22 protein-coding genes and 3 pseudogenes are annotated in these 17,468 nt (G+C 43.7%); 18 read left to right on the top strand and 7 right to left on the bottom strand.

Going from position 1 to position 17,468, the window contains the following annotated elements; all coding sequences use genetic code 11:
* Positions 1-29: 29 nt before the first annotated feature.
* Entirely contained in the window at positions 30-707 is a 678-nt protein-coding gene (locus tag CIK88_RS03490; protein ID WP_216820873.1) for an NUDIX domain-containing protein, read from the bottom strand.
* A 234-nt stretch (positions 708-941) separates the two neighbouring features.
* On the opposite strand from CIK88_RS03490, the gene CIK88_RS12550 reads away from it, so the two are divergent.
* Positions 942-1,973 carry a VWA domain-containing protein gene (locus CIK88_RS12550; protein WP_254046836.1) on the top strand — a complete coding sequence of 344 codons (1,032 nt, stop codon included), beginning with the start codon at positions 942-944 and terminating at the stop codon, positions 1,971-1,973.
* A gap of 50 nt (positions 1,974-2,023) precedes the next feature.
* Entirely contained in the window at positions 2,024-2,815 is a 792-nt protein-coding gene (locus CIK88_RS03480; RefSeq protein ID WP_094434523.1) for an ADP-ribosylglycohydrolase family protein, read from the top strand.
* On the opposite strand, the gene CIK88_RS03475 is transcribed toward CIK88_RS03480, so the two are convergent.
* The 3 genes and pseudogenes from CIK88_RS03475 to CIK88_RS12755 form a co-directional block, all read right to left on the bottom strand.
* Positions 2,809-3,405, bottom strand: coding sequence for a M23 family metallopeptidase (locus tag CIK88_RS03475; RefSeq protein ID WP_254046835.1), 597 nt, complete (start codon positions 3,403-3,405; stop codon positions 2,809-2,811). The two genes, CIK88_RS03480 and CIK88_RS03475, sit on opposite strands and share 7 nt — an antisense overlap.
* Before the next feature lie 341 nt (positions 3,406-3,746).
* Positions 3,747-4,019 (bottom strand): annotated as a pseudogene (locus CIK88_RS12760) (transposase); the annotation flags it as partial.
* Between the two features lies 1 nt (position 4,020).
* Positions 4,021-4,314, bottom strand: coding sequence for a hypothetical protein (locus tag CIK88_RS12755; RefSeq protein ID WP_371591491.1), 294 nt, complete (start codon positions 4,312-4,314; stop codon positions 4,021-4,023).
* Between the two features lie 177 nt (positions 4,315-4,491).
* Here CIK88_RS12755 and CIK88_RS03465 point away from each other — a divergent pair, with 177 nt between their 5' ends.
* From CIK88_RS03465 to CIK88_RS12690, 14 genes and pseudogenes are all read left to right on the top strand, one after another.
* Positions 4,492-5,094 (top strand): YqiA/YcfP family alpha/beta fold hydrolase, encoded by a 603-nt coding sequence (locus CIK88_RS03465; protein WP_094391577.1) that lies wholly within the window; start codon positions 4,492-4,494, stop codon positions 5,092-5,094.
* A gap of 27 nt (positions 5,095-5,121) precedes the next feature.
* Entirely contained in the window at positions 5,122-5,421 is a 300-nt protein-coding gene (gene trxA / locus CIK88_RS03460; RefSeq protein WP_094434519.1) for a thioredoxin, read from the top strand.
* 4 nt (positions 5,422-5,425) lie between these two features.
* Entirely contained in the window at positions 5,426-5,722 is a 297-nt protein-coding gene (locus CIK88_RS03455; RefSeq protein WP_094391578.1) for a nitrous oxide-stimulated promoter family protein, read from the top strand.
* A gap of 16 nt (positions 5,723-5,738) precedes the next feature.
* Positions 5,739-6,374, top strand: a complete 636-nt coding sequence (locus CIK88_RS03450; RefSeq protein ID WP_158214629.1) for an HAD-IA family hydrolase — start codon at positions 5,739-5,741, stop codon at positions 6,372-6,374.
* 4 nt (positions 6,375-6,378) lie between these two features.
* The gene (locus CIK88_RS03445) at positions 6,379-6,756 is read left to right on the top strand and encodes a YccF domain-containing protein (protein WP_094391580.1); all 378 of its coding nucleotides are present in this window, start codon (positions 6,379-6,381) and stop codon (positions 6,754-6,756) included.
* A gap of 24 nt (positions 6,757-6,780) precedes the next feature.
* A complete protein-coding gene (locus CIK88_RS03440; protein WP_094434515.1) occupies positions 6,781-7,059 on the top strand; it encodes a DUF1294 domain-containing protein in 279 nt (92 codons plus the stop codon).
* Between the two features lie 29 nt (positions 7,060-7,088).
* Positions 7,089-7,327, top strand: a pseudogene (locus CIK88_RS03435) (hypothetical protein).
* Positions 7,328-8,068 carry a YitT family protein gene (locus CIK88_RS03430; protein WP_089542680.1) on the top strand — a complete coding sequence of 247 codons (741 nt, stop codon included), beginning with the start codon at positions 7,328-7,330 and terminating at the stop codon, positions 8,066-8,068. It abuts the pseudogene before it with no gap.
* Between the two features lie 41 nt (positions 8,069-8,109).
* Entirely contained in the window at positions 8,110-8,778 is a 669-nt protein-coding gene (locus tag CIK88_RS03425) for a hypothetical protein (protein WP_094391601.1), read from the top strand.
* 2 nt (positions 8,779-8,780) lie between these two features.
* On the top strand, positions 8,781-9,296 hold the full coding sequence (locus CIK88_RS03420; protein WP_094391583.1) for a pyridoxamine 5'-phosphate oxidase family protein: 516 nt from the start codon (positions 8,781-8,783) through the stop codon (positions 9,294-9,296).
* A 91-nt stretch (positions 9,297-9,387) separates the two neighbouring features.
* Positions 9,388-10,278, top strand: coding sequence for an AraC family transcriptional regulator (locus CIK88_RS03415; protein WP_094434513.1), 891 nt, complete (start codon positions 9,388-9,390; stop codon positions 10,276-10,278).
* 81 nt (positions 10,279-10,359) lie between these two features.
* Complete coding sequence (locus CIK88_RS03410) at positions 10,360-10,902, top strand: flavodoxin family protein (RefSeq protein WP_094434511.1); 543 nt, start codon at positions 10,360-10,362, stop codon at positions 10,900-10,902.
* A gap of 20 nt (positions 10,903-10,922) precedes the next feature.
* On the top strand, positions 10,923-11,738 hold the full coding sequence (locus tag CIK88_RS03405) for a carboxymuconolactone decarboxylase family protein (RefSeq protein WP_094434509.1): 816 nt from the start codon (positions 10,923-10,925) through the stop codon (positions 11,736-11,738).
* Positions 11,739-11,759: 21 nt separating this feature from the next.
* Positions 11,760-11,891, top strand: a complete 132-nt coding sequence (locus CIK88_RS12690; protein WP_256387343.1) for a hypothetical protein — start codon at positions 11,760-11,762, stop codon at positions 11,889-11,891.
* Positions 11,892-12,073: 182 nt separating this feature from the next.
* Here CIK88_RS12690 and CIK88_RS03400 read toward each other — a convergent pair whose 3' ends face one another.
* The gene (locus CIK88_RS03400; protein ID WP_094391587.1) at positions 12,074-13,366 is read right to left on the bottom strand and encodes an ATP-binding protein; all 1,293 of its coding nucleotides are present in this window, start codon (positions 13,364-13,366) and stop codon (positions 12,074-12,076) included.
* 1,166 nt (positions 13,367-14,532) lie between these two features.
* Here CIK88_RS03400 and CIK88_RS03395 point away from each other — a divergent pair.
* Positions 14,533-15,285, top strand: a complete 753-nt coding sequence (locus CIK88_RS03395) for an EFR1 family ferrodoxin (RefSeq protein ID WP_094434507.1) — start codon at positions 14,533-14,535, stop codon at positions 15,283-15,285.
* 143 nt (positions 15,286-15,428) lie between these two features.
* Here the strand turns inward: CIK88_RS03395 and CIK88_RS03390 are convergent, their stop codons facing one another.
* Positions 15,429-15,980: an NUDIX hydrolase gene (locus CIK88_RS03390; RefSeq protein WP_094391589.1), complete on the bottom strand. Its 552-nt coding sequence runs from the start codon at positions 15,978-15,980 to the stop codon at positions 15,429-15,431.
* Between the two features lie 86 nt (positions 15,981-16,066).
* Positions 16,067-16,879, bottom strand: coding sequence for an MBL fold metallo-hydrolase (locus tag CIK88_RS03385; protein ID WP_094434505.1), 813 nt, complete (start codon positions 16,877-16,879; stop codon positions 16,067-16,069).
* Between the two features lie 286 nt (positions 16,880-17,165).
* Between CIK88_RS03385 and CIK88_RS03380 the strand changes: the two are divergent.
* Positions 17,166-17,468: pseudogene (locus CIK88_RS03380) on the top strand (IS1380 family transposase); the annotation flags it as partial.

Genomic DNA, 17,468 nt, shown 5'->3' with positions numbered 1-17,468 from the left:
GACAATGTTTTTTCATCCTCCTTATTTCATCAAAATGCGTTTCTGTTCTCTATTTGTTCACGGTACTTCTCTTCATCAAATGTGTAGAGAGTACCAGGGCGACCGTTATTCCGAATCTGCTGATCCGTAGGAACAATGTAGCCGAGAGCTGTCATTTTCTTATGGAAGTTACGACGGTCAAAGGTCTGACCAAGCACTACCTCATAGATTGTCTGAACTTGTGTCATTGTGAAAGTCTTGTTAAGAAGACGGAATGCCAAAGGCTCATAAGTAATCTTCCAACGAAGTTTTTCCAATGCAACACGGATAATCTCCTTATGGTCAAAAGCAAGTTCAGGAAGTTCTGAAATCGGGAACCATTGAGCCTGTGCTGCATCATCACCAGCAATAACCTCATACTTTTCTTGGCGTACGAAAGCCAAGAATGCAATAGTCAGCACTCTTTCACGTGGATCACGGTCAACTCCAGTGAATGCTTGAAGCTGCTCGATGTAGATGTCCTTGACACCTGTTTCTTCCTGAAGCTCACGGAAAGCACCCTGCTCTGCAGTTTCATCCATGTTCATGAAACCGCCAGGCAAAGCCCATGTTCCTTTATATGGCTCAATACCTCTTTTGATAAGAAGGAGGCTGAGTGAATTTCCATCGAAGCCGAAGACAACGCAGTCAGTAGTGACCGCAGGATGAGGATATTTATACGTGTACATTATATTATTATAGGTGATTAGTGTTGTTTTCAAATCACGGTGCAAAGTTACTGCTTTTTTCCCGAAAAACAGCATAATTGCGTAACTTTTACGCAAACAAACGTTAAATTCGTTATTATTTGCGTACTTTTTACACAAAACATTTGGTGGATTGCCGAAAACTTCATACCTTTGCGTCATAATTACACAAACAAAGTATTTTGAACCTCTAAAAAGTAAAGAAAGGATTAAGAAATGGAAAAGACAAAAGTACACAATCTCATCATTGTTGACGCATCAGGTTCTATGGACAGCATCTACAATCAGGCACTCGCAGGTATCAATGAAACTATCAAGACTATCGACATGGTTCATCAAAAGGATATGAACGTAGATCAGACACTCACACTCCTTTCTTTTGCTGATGGTGGTGCTAAGTTGCAATACATCTATAAGAGCGCTGATATAAAGAATGTTCGTACTGTAGGTGAAAGAGATTACCAACTTCGAGGTATGACTGCACTGTATGATGCCATCGGCGAGTCTGTTACAGACCTTCGTAAAAGCGCAGGTGTCAATGATAAGGCACTTGTAACTATCATCACTGATGGTTACGAAAATGATTCACGCATCTGGAGCGGAGCACAGATCAAGCAACTCATTGATGAACTCAGAACCAAAGGATGGGTATTCACCTACATCGGAGCAAACCAGGATGTAGAGGTTGAAGCGAAGAAGATGGGCGTGGTAAACAGCATGAAGTTTGAGGCAACCATCGAAGGAACAGTAGAAATGTTCGAGCGTGAAGGTCGTTATCGTCAGCGTTGGAATGAACGAGTCAGCCGTGGAGAGGAGAACCTTGAAGAAGGCTACTTCATGGAGGAAGTATCTGTAAACTTCCCTACTGAGCGAATCACATCTGATCGTATAGACAGACTGGCTAACAATGAAGTATTTGTTTTCGGCAGTAACATAGCCGGTAAGCATAACGGAGGTGCTGCCAAAGCTGCTATGGTAAGATTCGGAGCACAGTACGGTGTTGCTGAAGGACTACAGGGACAGAGCTATGCAATACCTACTGTTGGATGCCAATACAGAGAAACTGCACTTGCTATACAGCGATTCATCAGCTTTGCCAAGGCTAACCCTAATCTAAAATTCCTTGTTACACCTATCGGATGTGGTAACGGAGGATGGCAACCTAATGACATGGCACGTCTGTTCGTCGATGCTATGGGAGTTGACAATATCTGCTTACCAAGAGTATTCTGGCAGAATCTTGTCTAATGAGAACAATACAAGAATAAGAAATACGTTAATACAATAAAGACAACAATATGAAGAATCTACTTTTAGCAGCCGCTATTGGTGACATCAGCGGTGTACCATACGAGTTTGAAGGTCGCACAAAGAACTATGATGCTATTGACCTCCTCAATCCAGAGAATACATATTCAGATGATACCATCTGTACCTTTGCATGTGCTGAAGCCCTTCTTGAAGGTAAGGATATGGCAGAATGCCTTCATCGTCGTGGACGTGAGGACTTCCACAGAGGTTTTGGTGGACGATTTGCAAGATGGCTTATATCTCCAGAAATAAAGCCTTCATACGGTTCATTCGGTAATGGTAGCGGCATGAGAGCGTCATCAGCAGGTTTCCTCGCAAAGACAAAGGAGGAATGTATTGACTATGCTACTCAGACAGCACTCCCTACCCACTCTCATCCAGAAGGCATCAAAGGCGCAGTAGCAACAGTCCTCGCAATCTTCTATGCCAACCAAGGTAAGGATAAGGACTTCATCCGAAAGAATGTGCTCGATGAATACTATCCCGACTGGAGAAGCAAGACATACGCAGAAATAAAGCCAGGCTTTTTCTTTGACGAAACCTGTCAGCTCACTATTCCTGCAGCAATCATATGTTTCCTCGAAAGCAAGGACTATGTGGACTGTCTGAAGCTCGCCATTTCACTCGGAGGTGATGCTGACACACTGGCTGCAATAGCTGGTCCGATGGCATACGCTCATTATAGGACGATTCCAGAGGAACTTATTGAAAACGCAAAAGCCAAGCTTCCGAAGTGGATGCTTGACTTGAATGATAAGTTCGATGCAGCTTGTCAGTAAGAAGAGATAAGCGACAAACACTTCTCTTTCACAGAACGAATAAAGTCCAAAAGGATGGTCGGGTTAATAGCCTTGCCATCCTTTTTTGTTGTAAGATGGAGGTGAGGACCGGTTGACATTCCTGTATTTCCAGACTTGGCTATTACCTCACCAGCATTGACAAAAGTCCCTTTTGTAACCAACGGAGCAGATAGATGACAATAGCTGATAGTGTAGTTCGAAGACTTTACTGTTACATACTTACCAGAACGTTTGTCCTGACTAACAGCAATGACAGTACCAGGAAACATCGAATACACCTCTTCGTAACGAGCTTGTAGGTCAACCCCATTGTGCATACAGTATTTGTGCATGATGGGGTGTTTTCGCATTCCGAAGCCCGAACCTATGCGAACAGCCTTCAGCGGATATGATACACTCATATACTGCTTTATGAAATCTTCATCTGATACTGGAGCAGATTCAAGTGGTTTCTTAATGGAATCCACAGACATAACACTATCACAACTCTCTTCTGTTTCATTAGGAGTTGTGGCATTCTTTATCTCTTTTCTTTGGTAGTTACGACCTACCGTGTTGAACTGAGCCATAACCTGATGGCAATTCAAAAGCATTGTAAATAATATGATTAGCTTTGATTTCATGCTGCAAAGTTATGACCTTATTATAACCCTTTCGTGCTAAAGTGCGCATATACAGCATTTTTCTAACATAATCTAACATTCGAGTATAATTATTTGTGTAGAATCATACTCGATTTTTAAATAATGCGAAATTTCATGCTCGCAGACTAACACAAATCTTCTATAACTAATACCCCAATTCGGGATAAAATAGCGATTAGTTGCATGTGAAGACAGATACGTGAATTCTCTTCCCATACCATCAGACATGGGCTATATATAAAGAATCGAAAGAGATTATTCTGTCCTTAGAACAATGTAAGTTGCTTCGTGTCTTCGATGCAGTATCCTTGCAATGCCTTTGGCTTGTTATCAAAGAAACAATATGCTCCCAAGGCAGAAATAAGGTTCATGATAAAGTTGCTTACAGATCTATGGCGTGAATGTACAATCTGTGCCGTATTCTTCAGCATGTCGTTAATGGTTTCGATAATGTATCTCTTGCGCAGCATCATTCTGTCATAGAACGGCATCAGCTTGTTTCTCATGTTTACGCGCAACCCTGTCACCAGCTGTATTCCGTCACACGCGGCTTTCCAACTCCACAAAGCGGTTGTACGACACAGCTTTCGGAAAATAAGACTTCATCGTACCCTTAATAAAGAACAGGTAGTAGTGCTTGAAATTGCGGAATGTACCGAAATGGAAATACAACAGAATCGTCATGATTTCACTGTCGGACAACGATGCTGCACGCCGTCTACGCTTCACTCCGCTATTGTCTTCCAGCAAATTTCCTGCATTTTCTGCATCAAAATGTTTGCAAAACTCGTCTATAATACAAAATAATTCTGTAACTTTGCAATCGGTAGTCATATCCAATATTTTTGTAACTAATTGATTTTCACCTATAAAGATACAAAATATTTGTAAGACTACCAACTTTTTACAAGCTATTTATTATCCCGAACTGGGGTATTATTTTATTTCCTCTCAGATAAATGAACTTGCATTCATTTTGTATTGTCTTCGTTTTGCACTATCTTTGCACACATGAAGAAGATACTTTTTCTACACGGATTCTTCGCCACGGGCAGTTGTCCGATGGCGAAGGCATTGAAAGAGGCGTTTGAGGGGACAGCGGTGGTGCTGACTCCCGACCTCCCATTGCACCCCAAGGAGGCACTGAAGGAGATTCGCTCCATCATCGACCGGGAACAGCCCGACTTACTTCTGGGCAACAGCTGCGGCTCTTTCCTTGCCCAGATGCTGGCTCCGGTGGTGGGCATCCCTGCCCTGCTTGGCAATCCGTATTTCATGATGACGGAGTTTCTGAAGGAGCGAATCGGAGAGCATGAATACAAGGCGCCGAGAAGAGACGGCAATCAGCGGCTGGTGATTGACGAGGCGTTGATTAAGGAGTTTGCGGAGTTGGAAGCCGTACAGTTTGACCATTGCACCCCATATTATAAGAATCGTGTGTGGGGACTATTTGGTGAACAGGACACCCTGGCTCATTTCGCCCCTCTCTTCCTGGAGCATTACAACCAAACCTTCCATTTTCCAGGCGGTCACACGCCTACAGAGCAGGAGGTAAAGACCTGGTACGCTCCCCTTGCCAAGAAAATGTTGATGAAGTTTTCAGTAAACTTTTAATCGTTTCACGGAGATAGATAAATAATTATGGAGACATTCAATAATGTAATAAACAGTGGCCAGCTTGTTCTGGTCGATTTCTTTGCTACATGGTGCCAACTTTGCAAGGCGATGCACCCCATTCTGGAGCAGGTGAAGAGTGTGTTGGGCGACCGCATCCGAATCATCAAGGTGGATGTAGATAAGTATGGCGTAACAGCAAGCCAATACCGCATCCAATCCGTGCCTACACTGATGCTCTTCCGCAACGGAGAAGTATTGTGGCGCACAAGCGGTGTGGTAGATAAAGCCGAACTGCTGGCTACGCTTGATCCATTCTTAATATAAAAAGATGAAAAGAATAAAGGAAGAGCAGCGAGTTGTGGAGCAGATGATACGTTTGTACTGCAGGAAGAAGGAGGGCAATAATGAATTATGTCCTGGGTGCCAAGAGTTGCTACAGTACGCTACTGCAAGGCTGGAACGCTGTAAGTTTGGCGATAACAAACCAACTTGCAAGAAGTGTCCCATCCACTGCTATCGCCCTCAGATGAAAGAACGAATGTGCAAAGTGATGCGCTGGGCGGGACCGAGAATGATTTGGTATCACCCGATAGCTGCCATCAAGCATGTCATAAGAGAATTGTAACAATAAGAAAATGAGCATGAAACAGATAGAAACACTCGTCTTTGATTATGGAGGTGTCATCGTGAATATTGATGATGCCTCTGTTGTAAAAGCCATGGAGAGCCTGGGCGTTACGGCGTTCATGCGACTAATCCATGTCCGCAAGATCAAGAGACTGATGCACCAATATATTAATGGTCTGGTAGCGGAAGCAGAAACTTTGAAAGAGATGCTGAGCCTTTGCCGCAAAGGAACCACAACAGAGGATATTGAAAAAGTACTTGAAGAGCTGTGTGGCAATCTGCCTGTGGAAAGACTGGAGGCATTGGTCAAGCTTCGGAAACGATACAAGGTCTATCTGCTCAGCAACATCAACGACACGCTTTGGCAGAAATCGGTCAGTCTGATGAAGCAACTGGGATATTCCACAGACGAGCTGTTTGATGAAATCTTCCTCTCATACGCCATGCGGAAAGAGAAGCCATCCGTCGAAATCTATGAAGAGATGACGCAGCAGACAGAATTGAATCCTGCCACCACCCTCTATTTCGATGACCGTGCCGAGAATGCCGAAGCAGGCAAGCGTTTTGGTTTTCAGAGCGTACTGGTAAAGACCAATCATCTGGAAGAGCATCAGGAATGGCAAGAAATTAACAAGAATATAAAAGAATAATCTTATGCGCATAATAGGAAACTTACTTTGGTGGCTCTTCGGAGGTCTCGAAGCTGCCATCGGTTATTTTACCGGAAGTCTGGCTCTTGCATGTACCATCATCGGCATTCCCTTTGCGATACAGACATTCAAGATTGGTCTGCTCTGCCTATGGCCTTTTGGTTCTACAGTAAGAGAATCGAATAGTCCAACTGGTTGCATTCGCATTCCGCTGAATTTACTCTGGCTGTTTTTCGGAGGATTGTGGGCTTGCATCATGCATCTGTTCTTCGGCATTCTCTTATGTATAACCATTATCGGCATTCCTTGGGGAAAACAGCATTTCAAGATGGCTGGGCTTTCGCTCGCACCATTCGGCAAGGATGTAGAATTGGGATTTTAAAGAGATAAAAAAGTAGTTGAAAGGATGAATACATTACACAGTTGCCTCGCCTACTATCTCCTTGTCATCAATGCAGTTACATTCATCGTGTACGGCATTGACAAGTATAAGGCTAAAAAGGCCAAGTGGCGCATTCCGGAAGCCACGCTTTTGTTGCTGGCTGTGCTTGGAGGAAGCATTGGGGCATGGATGGGAATGAAAGTCTGGCACCATAAGACGATGCACAAGAAATTCAAATACGGCATTCCTGCTATTCTCCTGATACAGATTGCGCTGATGGCGTATTTCCACATGAATCTTTGAAAACAAATAGTTTGAAGAAAATTATGGCAATGACAATTGATACAACAAACCTCTGTTCGCATCTTCAAAAAAGTTGTTTGAACCTAAGGGAATATATTATCCTATCTGGCAAGCCATGCAGAATGATGAGGGGTTGACAGCCGTGGTTCGCTCACGACAGCTTCATATTTATCGTAACGCTAAGAAGATTCTCATTCTCGCTGGCAAGGCTCAGCCGAAGATTATCAGAGAGGATAAACTGAACGAATTGATTAAGAAAATAATATAAATGATTAAGAAAGAAGAAGTTATATCTTTTGTATGGCAGCATATTCTGCTGCTCGTTTCGCTCTATGTAATGACTTTCGGAGTCGCAGCATGTGTGCGAAGTCAGTTAGGTTCAAGCGTTATTTCCACCATCCCTTACGTGATGGCTTCGGCAGGTAAGATGCTTGATTACATCCCAGGATGGACTATCGGCGGCTACACCATCATGATGAATGCAATCTTCGTGGTGCTGCAGATTCTGATTCTGAGAAGAAACTTCGAGTGGGTGCAACTCTTCCAGCTCGCTATCGGCTTTATCTTCGGAATGTTCATAGACCTCAATATGGTACTTACACAGTGGATGGTTTCAGAAAATATCCTGGTCAATGCCCTTGTGCAGATTGCCGGTTGCACCATCCTCGGTTTCGGAATTGCCATGGAGGTGAAGTGCGGCTCAGTAACCATGCCTGGCGAGGGCATTTCCATCGCCATTCACAAGGTTACCGGCTGGCCTTTCCCTAAAGCCAAGATTCGGGTGGACATCACGCTCGTGGTCTTGGCCGTCTTGTTCTGTTTCCTGCTTCTCGGTTCATGGAAATGGGAGATCGTGGGCATCGGAACGCTCTTCGCCATGGTCTATGTAGGTGTTACAGTTCGCCTATTCAACAAACATCTTGCATGGTTCGACCGCCTGCTCCACTATCGTCCAGGTTGCCGAAGATATGTTTACGGACTGGCACGATACATAAGAAGACAGATGTAACGTCAAGATTATTTAAGTTCAACGGATAAAAATAGATGAACATGAATTTTCCAGAAATATATTCAGCAACAGGCATGATGGAGCTGATTCAGCAAATCGGCTTCCTCCCTCTCCTTGATAGCGGCATTGAAGGCTTCTCTGCCGAAGACATCGTAGCAGAAGACTGCGGTTACGTAAGACTTCCTGAAGGCGGTTGGGACTGGCCGCTATGGAAATGGAAGGGCGAGATTGTGCAGGAAATGCCATGTATGTACGGAAAGTTTTTTAACAAGAAAGCAGGATTCATCAGCCAGGAATGGTGGCCTGACTTCTGCAACTACAGAAGAAACAAATACCCCCGTCCGGATGAAGAATCGATAGAAGGAGCCATTCTCTGCACGCTTCAATCTACTGGCAGTCTCATCACGAGAGAACTTCGGGCAGCCTGCGGTTTCACGGGCAATGGAATGAGAAGCAAGTTTGACGGTTATCTCACCCGACTGGAAATGGCAACTTACATCGTGACCGAGGATTTCATCTATCCTCGTGACAAGCACAATCACGAATATGGCTGGGGTTGGTCGCTACTCAATACTCCCGAAGATCTCTATGGCAGGGAGGTTTGCCAATGCAACCGCACTCCCCAGGAATCTTATCAGACGATTTTCGAGCATCTGAAAGAAATCCTGCCTGATGCTTCGGATAAACAGATCATTAAATTAATTGGATAAAAATGAGAAAGGAATCAAGAGAAATGGATAGCCAATGGGCATTGGAAGTAATGCATAAGGCTCCGTATATAACGGTCAGTTTTATTGACGAAGACGGCAAGCCTTATGGTTTACCCCTGTCACTCGCATCAGATGATGATGTGAATTGGTATTTTCATGGTGCCTTGGAAGGCAAGAAGCTGGAGGCAATCAAGGCTCATCCTGAGGTTTGCCTTTCAGCCGTAACCCGTTGTGCGCCTACGGTTGGTCCGAAGGACGGCAGTTTCACCCTGCAATTCAAATCAGCCATTGCATTCGGCAAGGCGGAAATCGTGACAGAGGATGCAGAGAAGATTCATGGCCTCCGACTGATCTGTGAACGTTTCCTTCCTCAACACATGGATGCTTTCGACCAGAGCATCGCCCGTTCCCTATCGCGCACGGCTGTTGTTCGCATCACGCTTACTGAGCCACCAACCGGCAAGCGCAAGCAATATGATAAGGAAGGCGTGGAAATGAAATATGGAAGAATGGAATAAATCTCCGATAATGGTAATATCTTCCGAAAACCAGGTATAAGCTCTTTAGGAGAATGTGCGTATCTTTGCAGAAATTTAAAAGCATAGGATTATGAAGGAATTATTCTTTAATACCATACAGGAGTTTAACGACTTCATAGGGGTGAAAACACTTCATCCCTTGGTAAGCGTTGTGCGTGTAGAGAATGCCTCTCCTATACAGGAGGCTGTGCATCACTACGGACTTTATGCCCTCTTTCTGAAGGAAAACAAGGGCTGCAAATTGTCATACGGAAGAACAGAATATGATTTTGACGAGATGACCGTCACCTCGTTTGCTCCAGGACAGTCGATTAAGGTAGAACCCATTCCAGGTGTTCCGTTTGCCAAATATACGGTATTGGCTTTCCATCCCGACCTGCTCAACCGCACCCAGCTTGGCAAAAACATCTCCCGATACGAGTTTTTCGACTATACAAGCAACGAAGCATTACACTTATCCACTGCCGAGGTAAACATCTTCCGTGATGTGCTCTCAATGATTAAGCAGGAACTGCAGCATCCTATAGATAAGCATTCGCGCGAACTCATCGTTTCCAACATCGAGTTGCTGCTGAACTATTGTCTGCGCTTCTACGACCGACAGTTTATCACACGCGAGGAAATAAATCATTCGGTGGTCAAGAAATTCATCTCTCTGCTCGATGAATACATTGCCCGTGAAGCGATGCGTGAAGGTCTGCCTACCGTAGCTTACTTTGCCGACAAATGCTGCTATTCGCCTAAATATTTCGGAGAATTAGTCAAGACCGAGACAGGCAGAACTGCAAAGAGTCTGATTAACGACCGACTGCTTTCTGCAGCCCGCCAACTACTTGTTGATGAAACCCTCAGCATTACGCAAATCAGCCAGCACCTCGGCTTTGAATATCCTCAGCACTTCGTCCGCTTTTTCAAGGCACAGACGGGAAAGACTCCAAGCGAGCTCCGCAAAACTGCATAGATACAAGGAAGCATGTATAGAATAACTGTTATTCTTAATACATTGAAGAGTTCCTGAAGAAGAATTAAAAAAAATGATACAATGAAGAAAATAATCGTAATCTCTACCAGTCTGCGTACTGGTTCAAATAGCGACATGCTCGCAGATCAGTTTATCGAAGGTGCCAAGGCTGCAGGTCATGAAGTGGAAAAGATTTCGCTTGCAGGAAAAGACATCAAGTTTTGCAAAGGCTGTCTGGCATGTCAGAAGTTGGGCAAGTGTATCATCAAGGATGATGTGAACGACATCATGCAGAAGGTGCTGAATGCCGATGTGGTTTGCTGGGCAACACCTATATATTATTATGAGATGAGCGGACAAATGAAGACCCTCATCGACCGCATGAATGCCATGTTCGCGCTTGACTACAAGTTCCGTGATGTTTACATGCTCACTACGGCAGCCGAAAATGAGCCGGAAGTGCCTAAGCGTGCTGAAGCCGGACTGACAGGCTGGATTGACTGCTATCCAGAGAGCCATCTTGCCGGCACTCTGTTCTGCGGTGGTGTTGACGCTCCACGTACCATTCTAGGCAACAAGAAACTGCAGAAAGCATACGAGTTAGGAAAATCTGTCAAGGGATAGAGACTCAACTATTGATTCTTATGAAAAAATATGCGACATTCATCATATTAACAACTATTTCATTTAATATAATGGCACAACAGAAAATAGTACAGACAGCAGGGCGCACCCAACTGGGTGAGTTTGCCCCGGAGTTCGCCCACCTCAACGACGACATCCTCTTCGGAGAAGTATGGAGCCGCAATGACTTGCTTTCATTGCGCGACCGCAGTTTGGTAACAATCACTTCGCTCATCAGCCAAGGAATCACCGACAACTCGCTGAAATATCACTTGCAGTCGGCAAAGAATAACGGAATTACCCGCACGGAAGCGGCAGAGATTATTACTCACATCGCCTTCTACGCCGGCTGGCCAAAGGCCTGGGCTGCCTTCAATCTGGCAAAGGAGGTATGGAACGAGGACGTGAAAGGAGAAGATGCCAAGGCTGCATTCCAGCGTGAGATGATATTCCCTGTTGGCGAACCCAACACCGCTTACGCCAAATACTTCAAGGGTAATAGTTATCTGGCACAAATATCCGACAGTCAGATACCTTTCTTCAATGTTACCTTTGAGCCTGGTTGCCGTAACAACTGGCACACGCACCACGCCACAAAGGGTGGCGGACAGATGCTGGTAGGCGTAGCCGGACGTGGCTGGTATCAGGAAGAAGGCAAGCCTGCGCAGGAAATCCTCCCCGGCACAGTCATCCATATTCCTGCCAACGTGAAGCATTGGCATGGTGCTGCAAAAGACAGCTGGTTTGCCCACCTCGCCTTTGAAATACCTGGCGAAAACACATCCAACGAATGGCAGGAGGCTGTAAGCGATGAGGAATATAACAAGATAAAATAGCAACTATATGATTTTACAATTATGAAGAAGATAAAGTTAAGCAATGGCGTGGAAATGCCACAATTGGGTTATGGTGTTTATCAGGTGGAACCTGATCCAACCCTACCCTCACCCATATTGGCGAGAAATATGGCAAGACTGCCGCACAGGTAGCCTTGCGCTGGCTGTTGCAGAGCGATGTAATCATCAGCCGTGATGTAATCAGCGACATGCACACCACTGAGTTCCACATGATGCTAACTTCCGATCATTAAGGTCATTAAGGATTTCCGGTTATTCAAGATGTCCCAAGTTGTCCCTCAATGCCCCTCTATCTTATAAATAGGGTCCACTAATTATTCGATTATTGCAGATACAGAATATAAAGGATAATTGGCAAGCCAATCCTGCTCTCTATAAGGTGACATAGATAGGCGCACACCTTTTAATCCCTGATTACGTTCCACAAACACCCTCAGACTCTTAGCTTGTAAATTTTCCTCAGCCTTTACTTCTATCGGAATGATTCTTTCCTCATCCTGCACCAGGAAATCAATTTCACCACGTGAATTATCTGCCGACCAATAATAGATTGACAAAGAAGCTTTCTCCTTAAGCTGCTGCAGGACATACTGTTCTGTCAGCGCCCCTTTAAAATCAGAAAACAACACATTTCCTTCCAACAAGCTTTGGATAGGAATATTGCTCATGGCTCCCATCAGTCCCACATCAGACAGAAATAACTTAAAAGCAGAGAAATCTTCGTATGCAGCCAAAGGCAACAGAGCCTTCTTGCAGCGGTTCACCTTATAGATTAACCCTGCATCTTTCAGCCATTCGATGGCGAGCTCAAAATCCTTTGCTCTGGCCCCTTTCTTCACAGCACCATAGATAAATTTCTTGTTTTCCTTGGCGAGCTGGGATGGAATGGATTTCCATACCATTCGGATACGTGGAACTTCTATAGCCGGTGCATGTTTGGAAAAATCACGCTCATACGCTTCAAGGATTCCTTTTTGAATGTTTCTGACTTTAGACAGATTCCCCTCACAGACAAAAGACTGGACTACAGCCGGCATTCCCCCTACCAGATAATACTGTCGCAGACATTCCTCGAATTTATTCCGGAACATGGTTATCATATTCCAATCCTTTTTCATGAGCAATTCCACCATCCTACTTTCACCGATTGCATCCAAAAATTCAAAAAATGTAAGGGGGTATAAATGCATAAAATCTACCTTACCTACAGGAAAAGAGTCATTCTGATGCATCGCAATTCCGAGCAATGAACCTGCAGCTACGACATGATATTGAGGTGCTTTTTCTGCAAAATACTTTAACGCGGTGATGCCCCTGGGCGCTTCTTGTATCTCATCAAGGATAATAAGCGTATTCTCATCAATAGAAACTCCTGTACTCCATTGTATGCTATTAATAATGCGGGAAATATCAAAGTCATGCGCAAAAACTTCCCGGAGCATTTCATTGTCTTCGAAGTTCACATACGCACTATGGTTATAGGCCTCTTTGGCAAATTCTTGCATCAGCCAGGTTTTGCCAACCTGGCGGGCTCCAAGCATGACCAATGGCTTTCGGTCGTTACTTGCTTTCCATTGATATAGGTAGTCGATGGCTTTTCTCTTCATAACTATCTGATTGCTTGATGATTTCTGAATGCAAAGATACATTTTTTATTTCAAACCGCGTCAAAAGTCGTCCTTAAAAATGTATAAAACCACAAAAAGTCATCCTTAAAAGTGTAGAAAACCACAAAAAGTCGTCCTTAAAAGTGTATTTCCAGTGGTCATATCCTGATAGATATTACCTCTACCTTATAGTCTTCTGTCTCTGTCTGCGTCATGTTAAGGACAAAAGTAACAACAAGTACCATTCCCAATCGGAGGGAAGCCAGAAATCAAAATCATGGATCCACGGAGCACACAGAGCCCACAGAGCTCACGAATCATCGGAATTACAAACTGCCCTTCCCATCAGGTTAGACAGTTTCCCGTCAAGTCTTCGATAGTTTCTCGCTATTATCTCGTTCGACGTTCGCTGCTCTTTCGTTCGTTTTTCGCTTGTTCCTCGTTCGGTCCTCGTTCGGTCTTCGATAGACTAACGAATAACGAACGAGAGACGAACGAGAGACGAACGAGGACCTAACGAGAAGTGAACGAGAACCGAACGATAACCGAACGATAACCGGTCGGGTGGCAATCGAGCAATCATGCTCCTTATGTTGCAACCAGTTGGAGGTATTTGGAATAGTACATGTAAACATAAATGAATGATTTTTAGTTGTATGATATATGGTTTTTTGCTAAAGCGCCTTTTTGTTTACGACGCCATCATTTTGGTATTTACAAATGTACAACATCACACCCCCTAAATGCAAATATTCGCCCAATTTTGAGCTGATATTTAATTTTATTTAACTTATTTATAGATTTTTTATATAAGTCACATATCAATTCAAGCTAAACATTTCGGTCAAGAGACAATAGTCAGCCAATATAGTGATATATCTTTTGTGCCTAACGAACCCACATAGGCTTCCAGATTATCTGTAAATAATATTTATCTTTAACATCCATCTTTAGTTATTTTTTAGACAATACTGTAGAAGTTGGCACAGCTGCTCATTTTTTAGATCTTTGTGTCATCAGCAATGTTATTACCTCATCCTTCGTTTTCATAGTGTCACCAGTTATATCATGACCTAAAAAACGATGGAGTTCAAAAGATTTCCATACAAAAGTACCAAAATTAAAAAAATCTATGGTACTTTTGTATCAATAATAGCAAGACGCGAATGGTTTTTTATTTTTCAGGAACAGGAAACAGCAAACATGTGGCACAATGCCTGGCGCATGCCACAAAAGAAAAGTGTGTGTCAATAACAGACTGCATGAGGAATGGCGAATTTTCATTTTCCTTATGCAAGGACGAACGCGTCGGATTTGTCACCCCTGTCTATTTCTGGGGACTCCCCGACATCGTTGTAAGGTTTCTCAATCTGTTGAATATTACAGACTTGCGACATCACTTCATCTACCATGTGGTTACATTCGGAACTTCCACGGGGCAAGCACATTATATGATGCAACAACTACTGAAACATAAAGGCTTGTGGCTTGATGCAAAGTATAATGTGAGGATGGTGGATGTATGGACTCCCCTATTTGACGTGTCGAATCACGAGAAGTGCATGCGAAAAACGGAAGAAGCAGAAAAGACCATCACTCAAATAACGGAATGGGCTGTGGCTCGCAAGGCAGGCAACTTTGACAACCTGCGCCTTCCCCATTGGTTGGCACGCTGGTATTACCTCACCTACGACAGCCAGCGCAAGACCAAGCATTTCCACGTGATGAAAGACAAGTGTATTGGTTGCAATCAATGTGCGCATCAATGTCCAGAACAAGCCATAACGTGTAAGGATGGTTATCCTGTTTGGACAAAAGAGAAATGCACGCTCTGTCTGAAATGTCTGCACCACTGTCCACAGTTTGCCATACACTATGGTCATCAAACCATAAAACATGGTCAGTTCGTGCATCCATAAAATTGCTCACACAAATCACAGATTTACACTTTTTCCCTCCATGTGCCCACCAGTAAAACGTCAGAAATCACAGAAATTTTTATTTAGTTGTCTGAAAGCAAGAAATAAAACTTAGCGTGTGATCCGTGTGAGGGTTTTACAGTTTACGTGCGTGTGGCAAAAAACTTCCATAGTGGTGCCAACATCAATGCCTGGCAGAACTGACCAGAACGTAGCATCTCATAGACTTCATCTTTATCGCGAAAGAACACTTCCAAATCTTCCGTGGCATCAAGGTGCGTATCGGAAACGAGTTCTACACCCTCTGCCAAATAGGTATAGCACAGATTATTCATCACACTGGGATTTGGAGCCGTAACAAGGAATTGTGTCCACGTTCCACCACCAAAACCTGTTTCTTCTTGAAGTTCACGTTTTGCTGCATCCATAGGATTTTCCCCTTTTTCTACCACACCTGCAGGAATTTCGGTTGAAACAATCTTCAAACCATGCCGCCATTGCCGCTCCAGAATCATCTTACCATCTTTTGTTATGGCAATAACATTAATCCACGTAGGATATTCTAACGTATAATACTCATCGTATATACGACCATCAGGTAACTCAACCTTTTCCACCTTGGCGGTTAGCCAATTGCGCTTGAACAGATATTTCGTTTCAAGCGTTTTCCATTCCATTTCCTTATCACTTCTCATGATGCGTTATCGGATTTTTTGTTCATGCAATATATCTGTTACAAATTTACTCATTCTTTTCTAAACTTATAGTAAGAAGTCGCCTACTACCAAGTGATGGTATCGCCACCATGAAACTGATGCAACCTATCATTCTGATCTGACAGCATGTCGAAACTATGATCACCCGTACAATGGCCTGTATAGAACGTAACGTTGGAATATGTTTCGCGCAGACTGGCAGAAATGGCTTGCAACTGCGTATCGGTTTCGTAGTGTTGATCCAGATGGGAATCTAAAAGATGGAAGCCACCTATTGCCACGTCAAAAGGTTGTTTTACCGTCTCCAGTATGTTCAACAGTCCATTGTGGGCACAACCTGTGAAGAGCACTCCATCCACCAAGAATACGAGTTCGTGATGGAACGCATCGGCTGTAAGACTATCATCCGAAGTACGGATTAAAAGATTTTTATCGCCCAAGGGTAGTGCGTGGTGTTGCATGATATGGGCATAGACCTGTACGGGCCCCACCGTGGTATTGTTATCGACAAAGACAAAACGGTCGTGATACCTATCGAAATCAACATGACTGGTTATGGAATGTTGATAGCGACGCACCGATACATACTCCGCACCAGGAATCTGTGCAGAGAGTATGACCTTAGCTTTGCTGTTGATGGTAAGAAACGCATTCAGTCCACCTATATGGTCGCTATGACCATGGGAAATCAAGCAGTAGTCGATGTCGGATAAATCGATGTCCAACAGTGCTGCATTGCGGACAAAGAGATCCGATGCCCCTGTGTCGAGTAGAAACTTTCCCGATGGGCCCTCCATATAGATAGAGAGTCCATGTTCTGTTTCCAGTCGTGCATCATTGGTACGATTATCGCTCAGTATGACCAATCGGTTATTCATTGTTTTATGTCTTTTATGTGATGGGGAATCTCCACGATAACGCGACCCTCGGTTATCAAGGTGTAAAGGTAGTGCTTTTTTTTAAGAAATGATAAAAATGCCACCTTTTTCATGAGTATTTCACAATTATTGGTTATCTTTGTATGATACCTTAATTCCGCAACACTATAATTTAACTTTATTTATAAGTTCCTGAGCAACAAAAAGTTGCCCAGGATTTTGCCATGTCAGAATTTTCACTTATCTTAGTGTTGCAAAAAGAAAACAAGCAAAACTCTAATATGACATGGCAAAAATACAAATTAAATCTGAGAAACTCACACCTTTTGGAGGAATTTTTTCAATCATGGAGAAATTTGACTCCATGCTTTCACCCGTTATCGACTCAACACTGGGTCAGAGATGCAGCAGTATCTTCGGATATCAGTTCAGCGAGATAGTCCGTTCGCTGATGAGCGTTTATTTCTGTGGCGGCTCATGCGTGGAAGATGTAACGTCACAACTGATGCGCCTCTCTCGTATCATCCTACCCTTCGTACATGCAGCTCTGATACCATCCTCAGAGCCATCAAGGAACTGACACAGGAAA

It is taken from the genome of Prevotella sp. P5-50 (genome assembly GCF_002251295.1).
Taxonomy (GTDB): Bacteria; Bacteroidota; Bacteroidia; order Bacteroidales; family Bacteroidaceae; genus Prevotella.
Note: the sequence above shows the minus strand (reverse complement) of the source record. Positions and strands in the feature narration are given on the sequence as shown.

What these genes read in the sequence shown, in the direction of transcription:
- CIK88_RS03450 (WP_158214629.1), top strand. Translation starts at nt 5,739, where the DNA reads ATGAAACAGATAGAAACACTCGTCTTTGATTATGGAGGTGTCATCGTG.
- CIK88_RS12690 (WP_256387343.1), top strand. Translation starts at nt 11,760, where the DNA reads ATGAAGAAGATAAAGTTAAGCAATGGCGTGGAAATGCCACAATTGGGT.
- CIK88_RS03420 (WP_094391583.1), top strand. Translation starts at nt 8,781, where the DNA reads ATGAGAAAGGAATCAAGAGAAATGGATAGCCAATGGGCATTGGAAGTA.
- trxA (WP_094434519.1), top strand. Translation starts at nt 5,122, where the DNA reads ATGGAGACATTCAATAATGTAATAAACAGTGGCCAGCTTGTTCTGGTC.
- CIK88_RS03400 (WP_094391587.1), bottom strand. Translation starts at nt 13,366, where the DNA reads ATGAAGAGAAAAGCCATCGACTACCTATATCAATGGAAAGCAAGTAAC.
- CIK88_RS03385 (WP_094434505.1), bottom strand. Translation starts at nt 16,879, where the DNA reads ATGAATAACCGATTGGTCATACTGAGCGATAATCGTACCAATGATGCA.
- CIK88_RS03455 (WP_094391578.1), top strand. Translation starts at nt 5,426, where the DNA reads ATGAAAAGAATAAAGGAAGAGCAGCGAGTTGTGGAGCAGATGATACGT.
- CIK88_RS03390 (WP_094391589.1), bottom strand. Translation starts at nt 15,980, where the DNA reads ATGAGAAGTGATAAGGAAATGGAATGGAAAACGCTTGAAACGAAATAT.
- CIK88_RS03465 (WP_094391577.1), top strand. Translation starts at nt 4,492, where the DNA reads ATGAAGAAGATACTTTTTCTACACGGATTCTTCGCCACGGGCAGTTGT.
- CIK88_RS03425 (WP_094391601.1), top strand. Translation starts at nt 8,110, where the DNA reads ATGAATTTTCCAGAAATATATTCAGCAACAGGCATGATGGAGCTGATT.
- CIK88_RS03395 (WP_094434507.1), top strand. Translation starts at nt 14,533, where the DNA reads ATGGTTTTTTATTTTTCAGGAACAGGAAACAGCAAACATGTGGCACAA.
- CIK88_RS03440 (WP_094434515.1), top strand. Translation starts at nt 6,781, where the DNA reads ATGAATACATTACACAGTTGCCTCGCCTACTATCTCCTTGTCATCAAT.
- CIK88_RS03480 (WP_094434523.1), top strand. Translation starts at nt 2,024, where the DNA reads ATGAAGAATCTACTTTTAGCAGCCGCTATTGGTGACATCAGCGGTGTA.
- CIK88_RS03430 (WP_089542680.1), top strand. Translation starts at nt 7,328, where the DNA reads ATGATTAAGAAAGAAGAAGTTATATCTTTTGTATGGCAGCATATTCTG.
- CIK88_RS03410 (WP_094434511.1), top strand. Translation starts at nt 10,360, where the DNA reads ATGAAGAAAATAATCGTAATCTCTACCAGTCTGCGTACTGGTTCAAAT.
- CIK88_RS03490 (WP_216820873.1), bottom strand. Translation starts at nt 707, where the DNA reads ATGTACACGTATAAATATCCTCATCCTGCGGTCACTACTGACTGCGTT.
- CIK88_RS03405 (WP_094434509.1), top strand. Translation starts at nt 10,923, where the DNA reads ATGAAAAAATATGCGACATTCATCATATTAACAACTATTTCATTTAAT.
- CIK88_RS12755 (WP_371591491.1), bottom strand. Translation starts at nt 4,314, where the DNA reads ATGACTACCGATTGCAAAGTTACAGAATTATTTTGTATTATAGACGAG.
- CIK88_RS03445 (WP_094391580.1), top strand. Translation starts at nt 6,379, where the DNA reads ATGCGCATAATAGGAAACTTACTTTGGTGGCTCTTCGGAGGTCTCGAA.
- CIK88_RS03415 (WP_094434513.1), top strand. Translation starts at nt 9,388, where the DNA reads ATGAAGGAATTATTCTTTAATACCATACAGGAGTTTAACGACTTCATA.
- CIK88_RS03475 (WP_254046835.1), bottom strand. Translation starts at nt 3,405, where the DNA reads ATGGCTCAGTTCAACACGGTAGGTCGTAACTACCAAAGAAAAGAGATA.
- CIK88_RS12550 (WP_254046836.1), top strand. Translation starts at nt 942, where the DNA reads ATGGAAAAGACAAAAGTACACAATCTCATCATTGTTGACGCATCAGGT.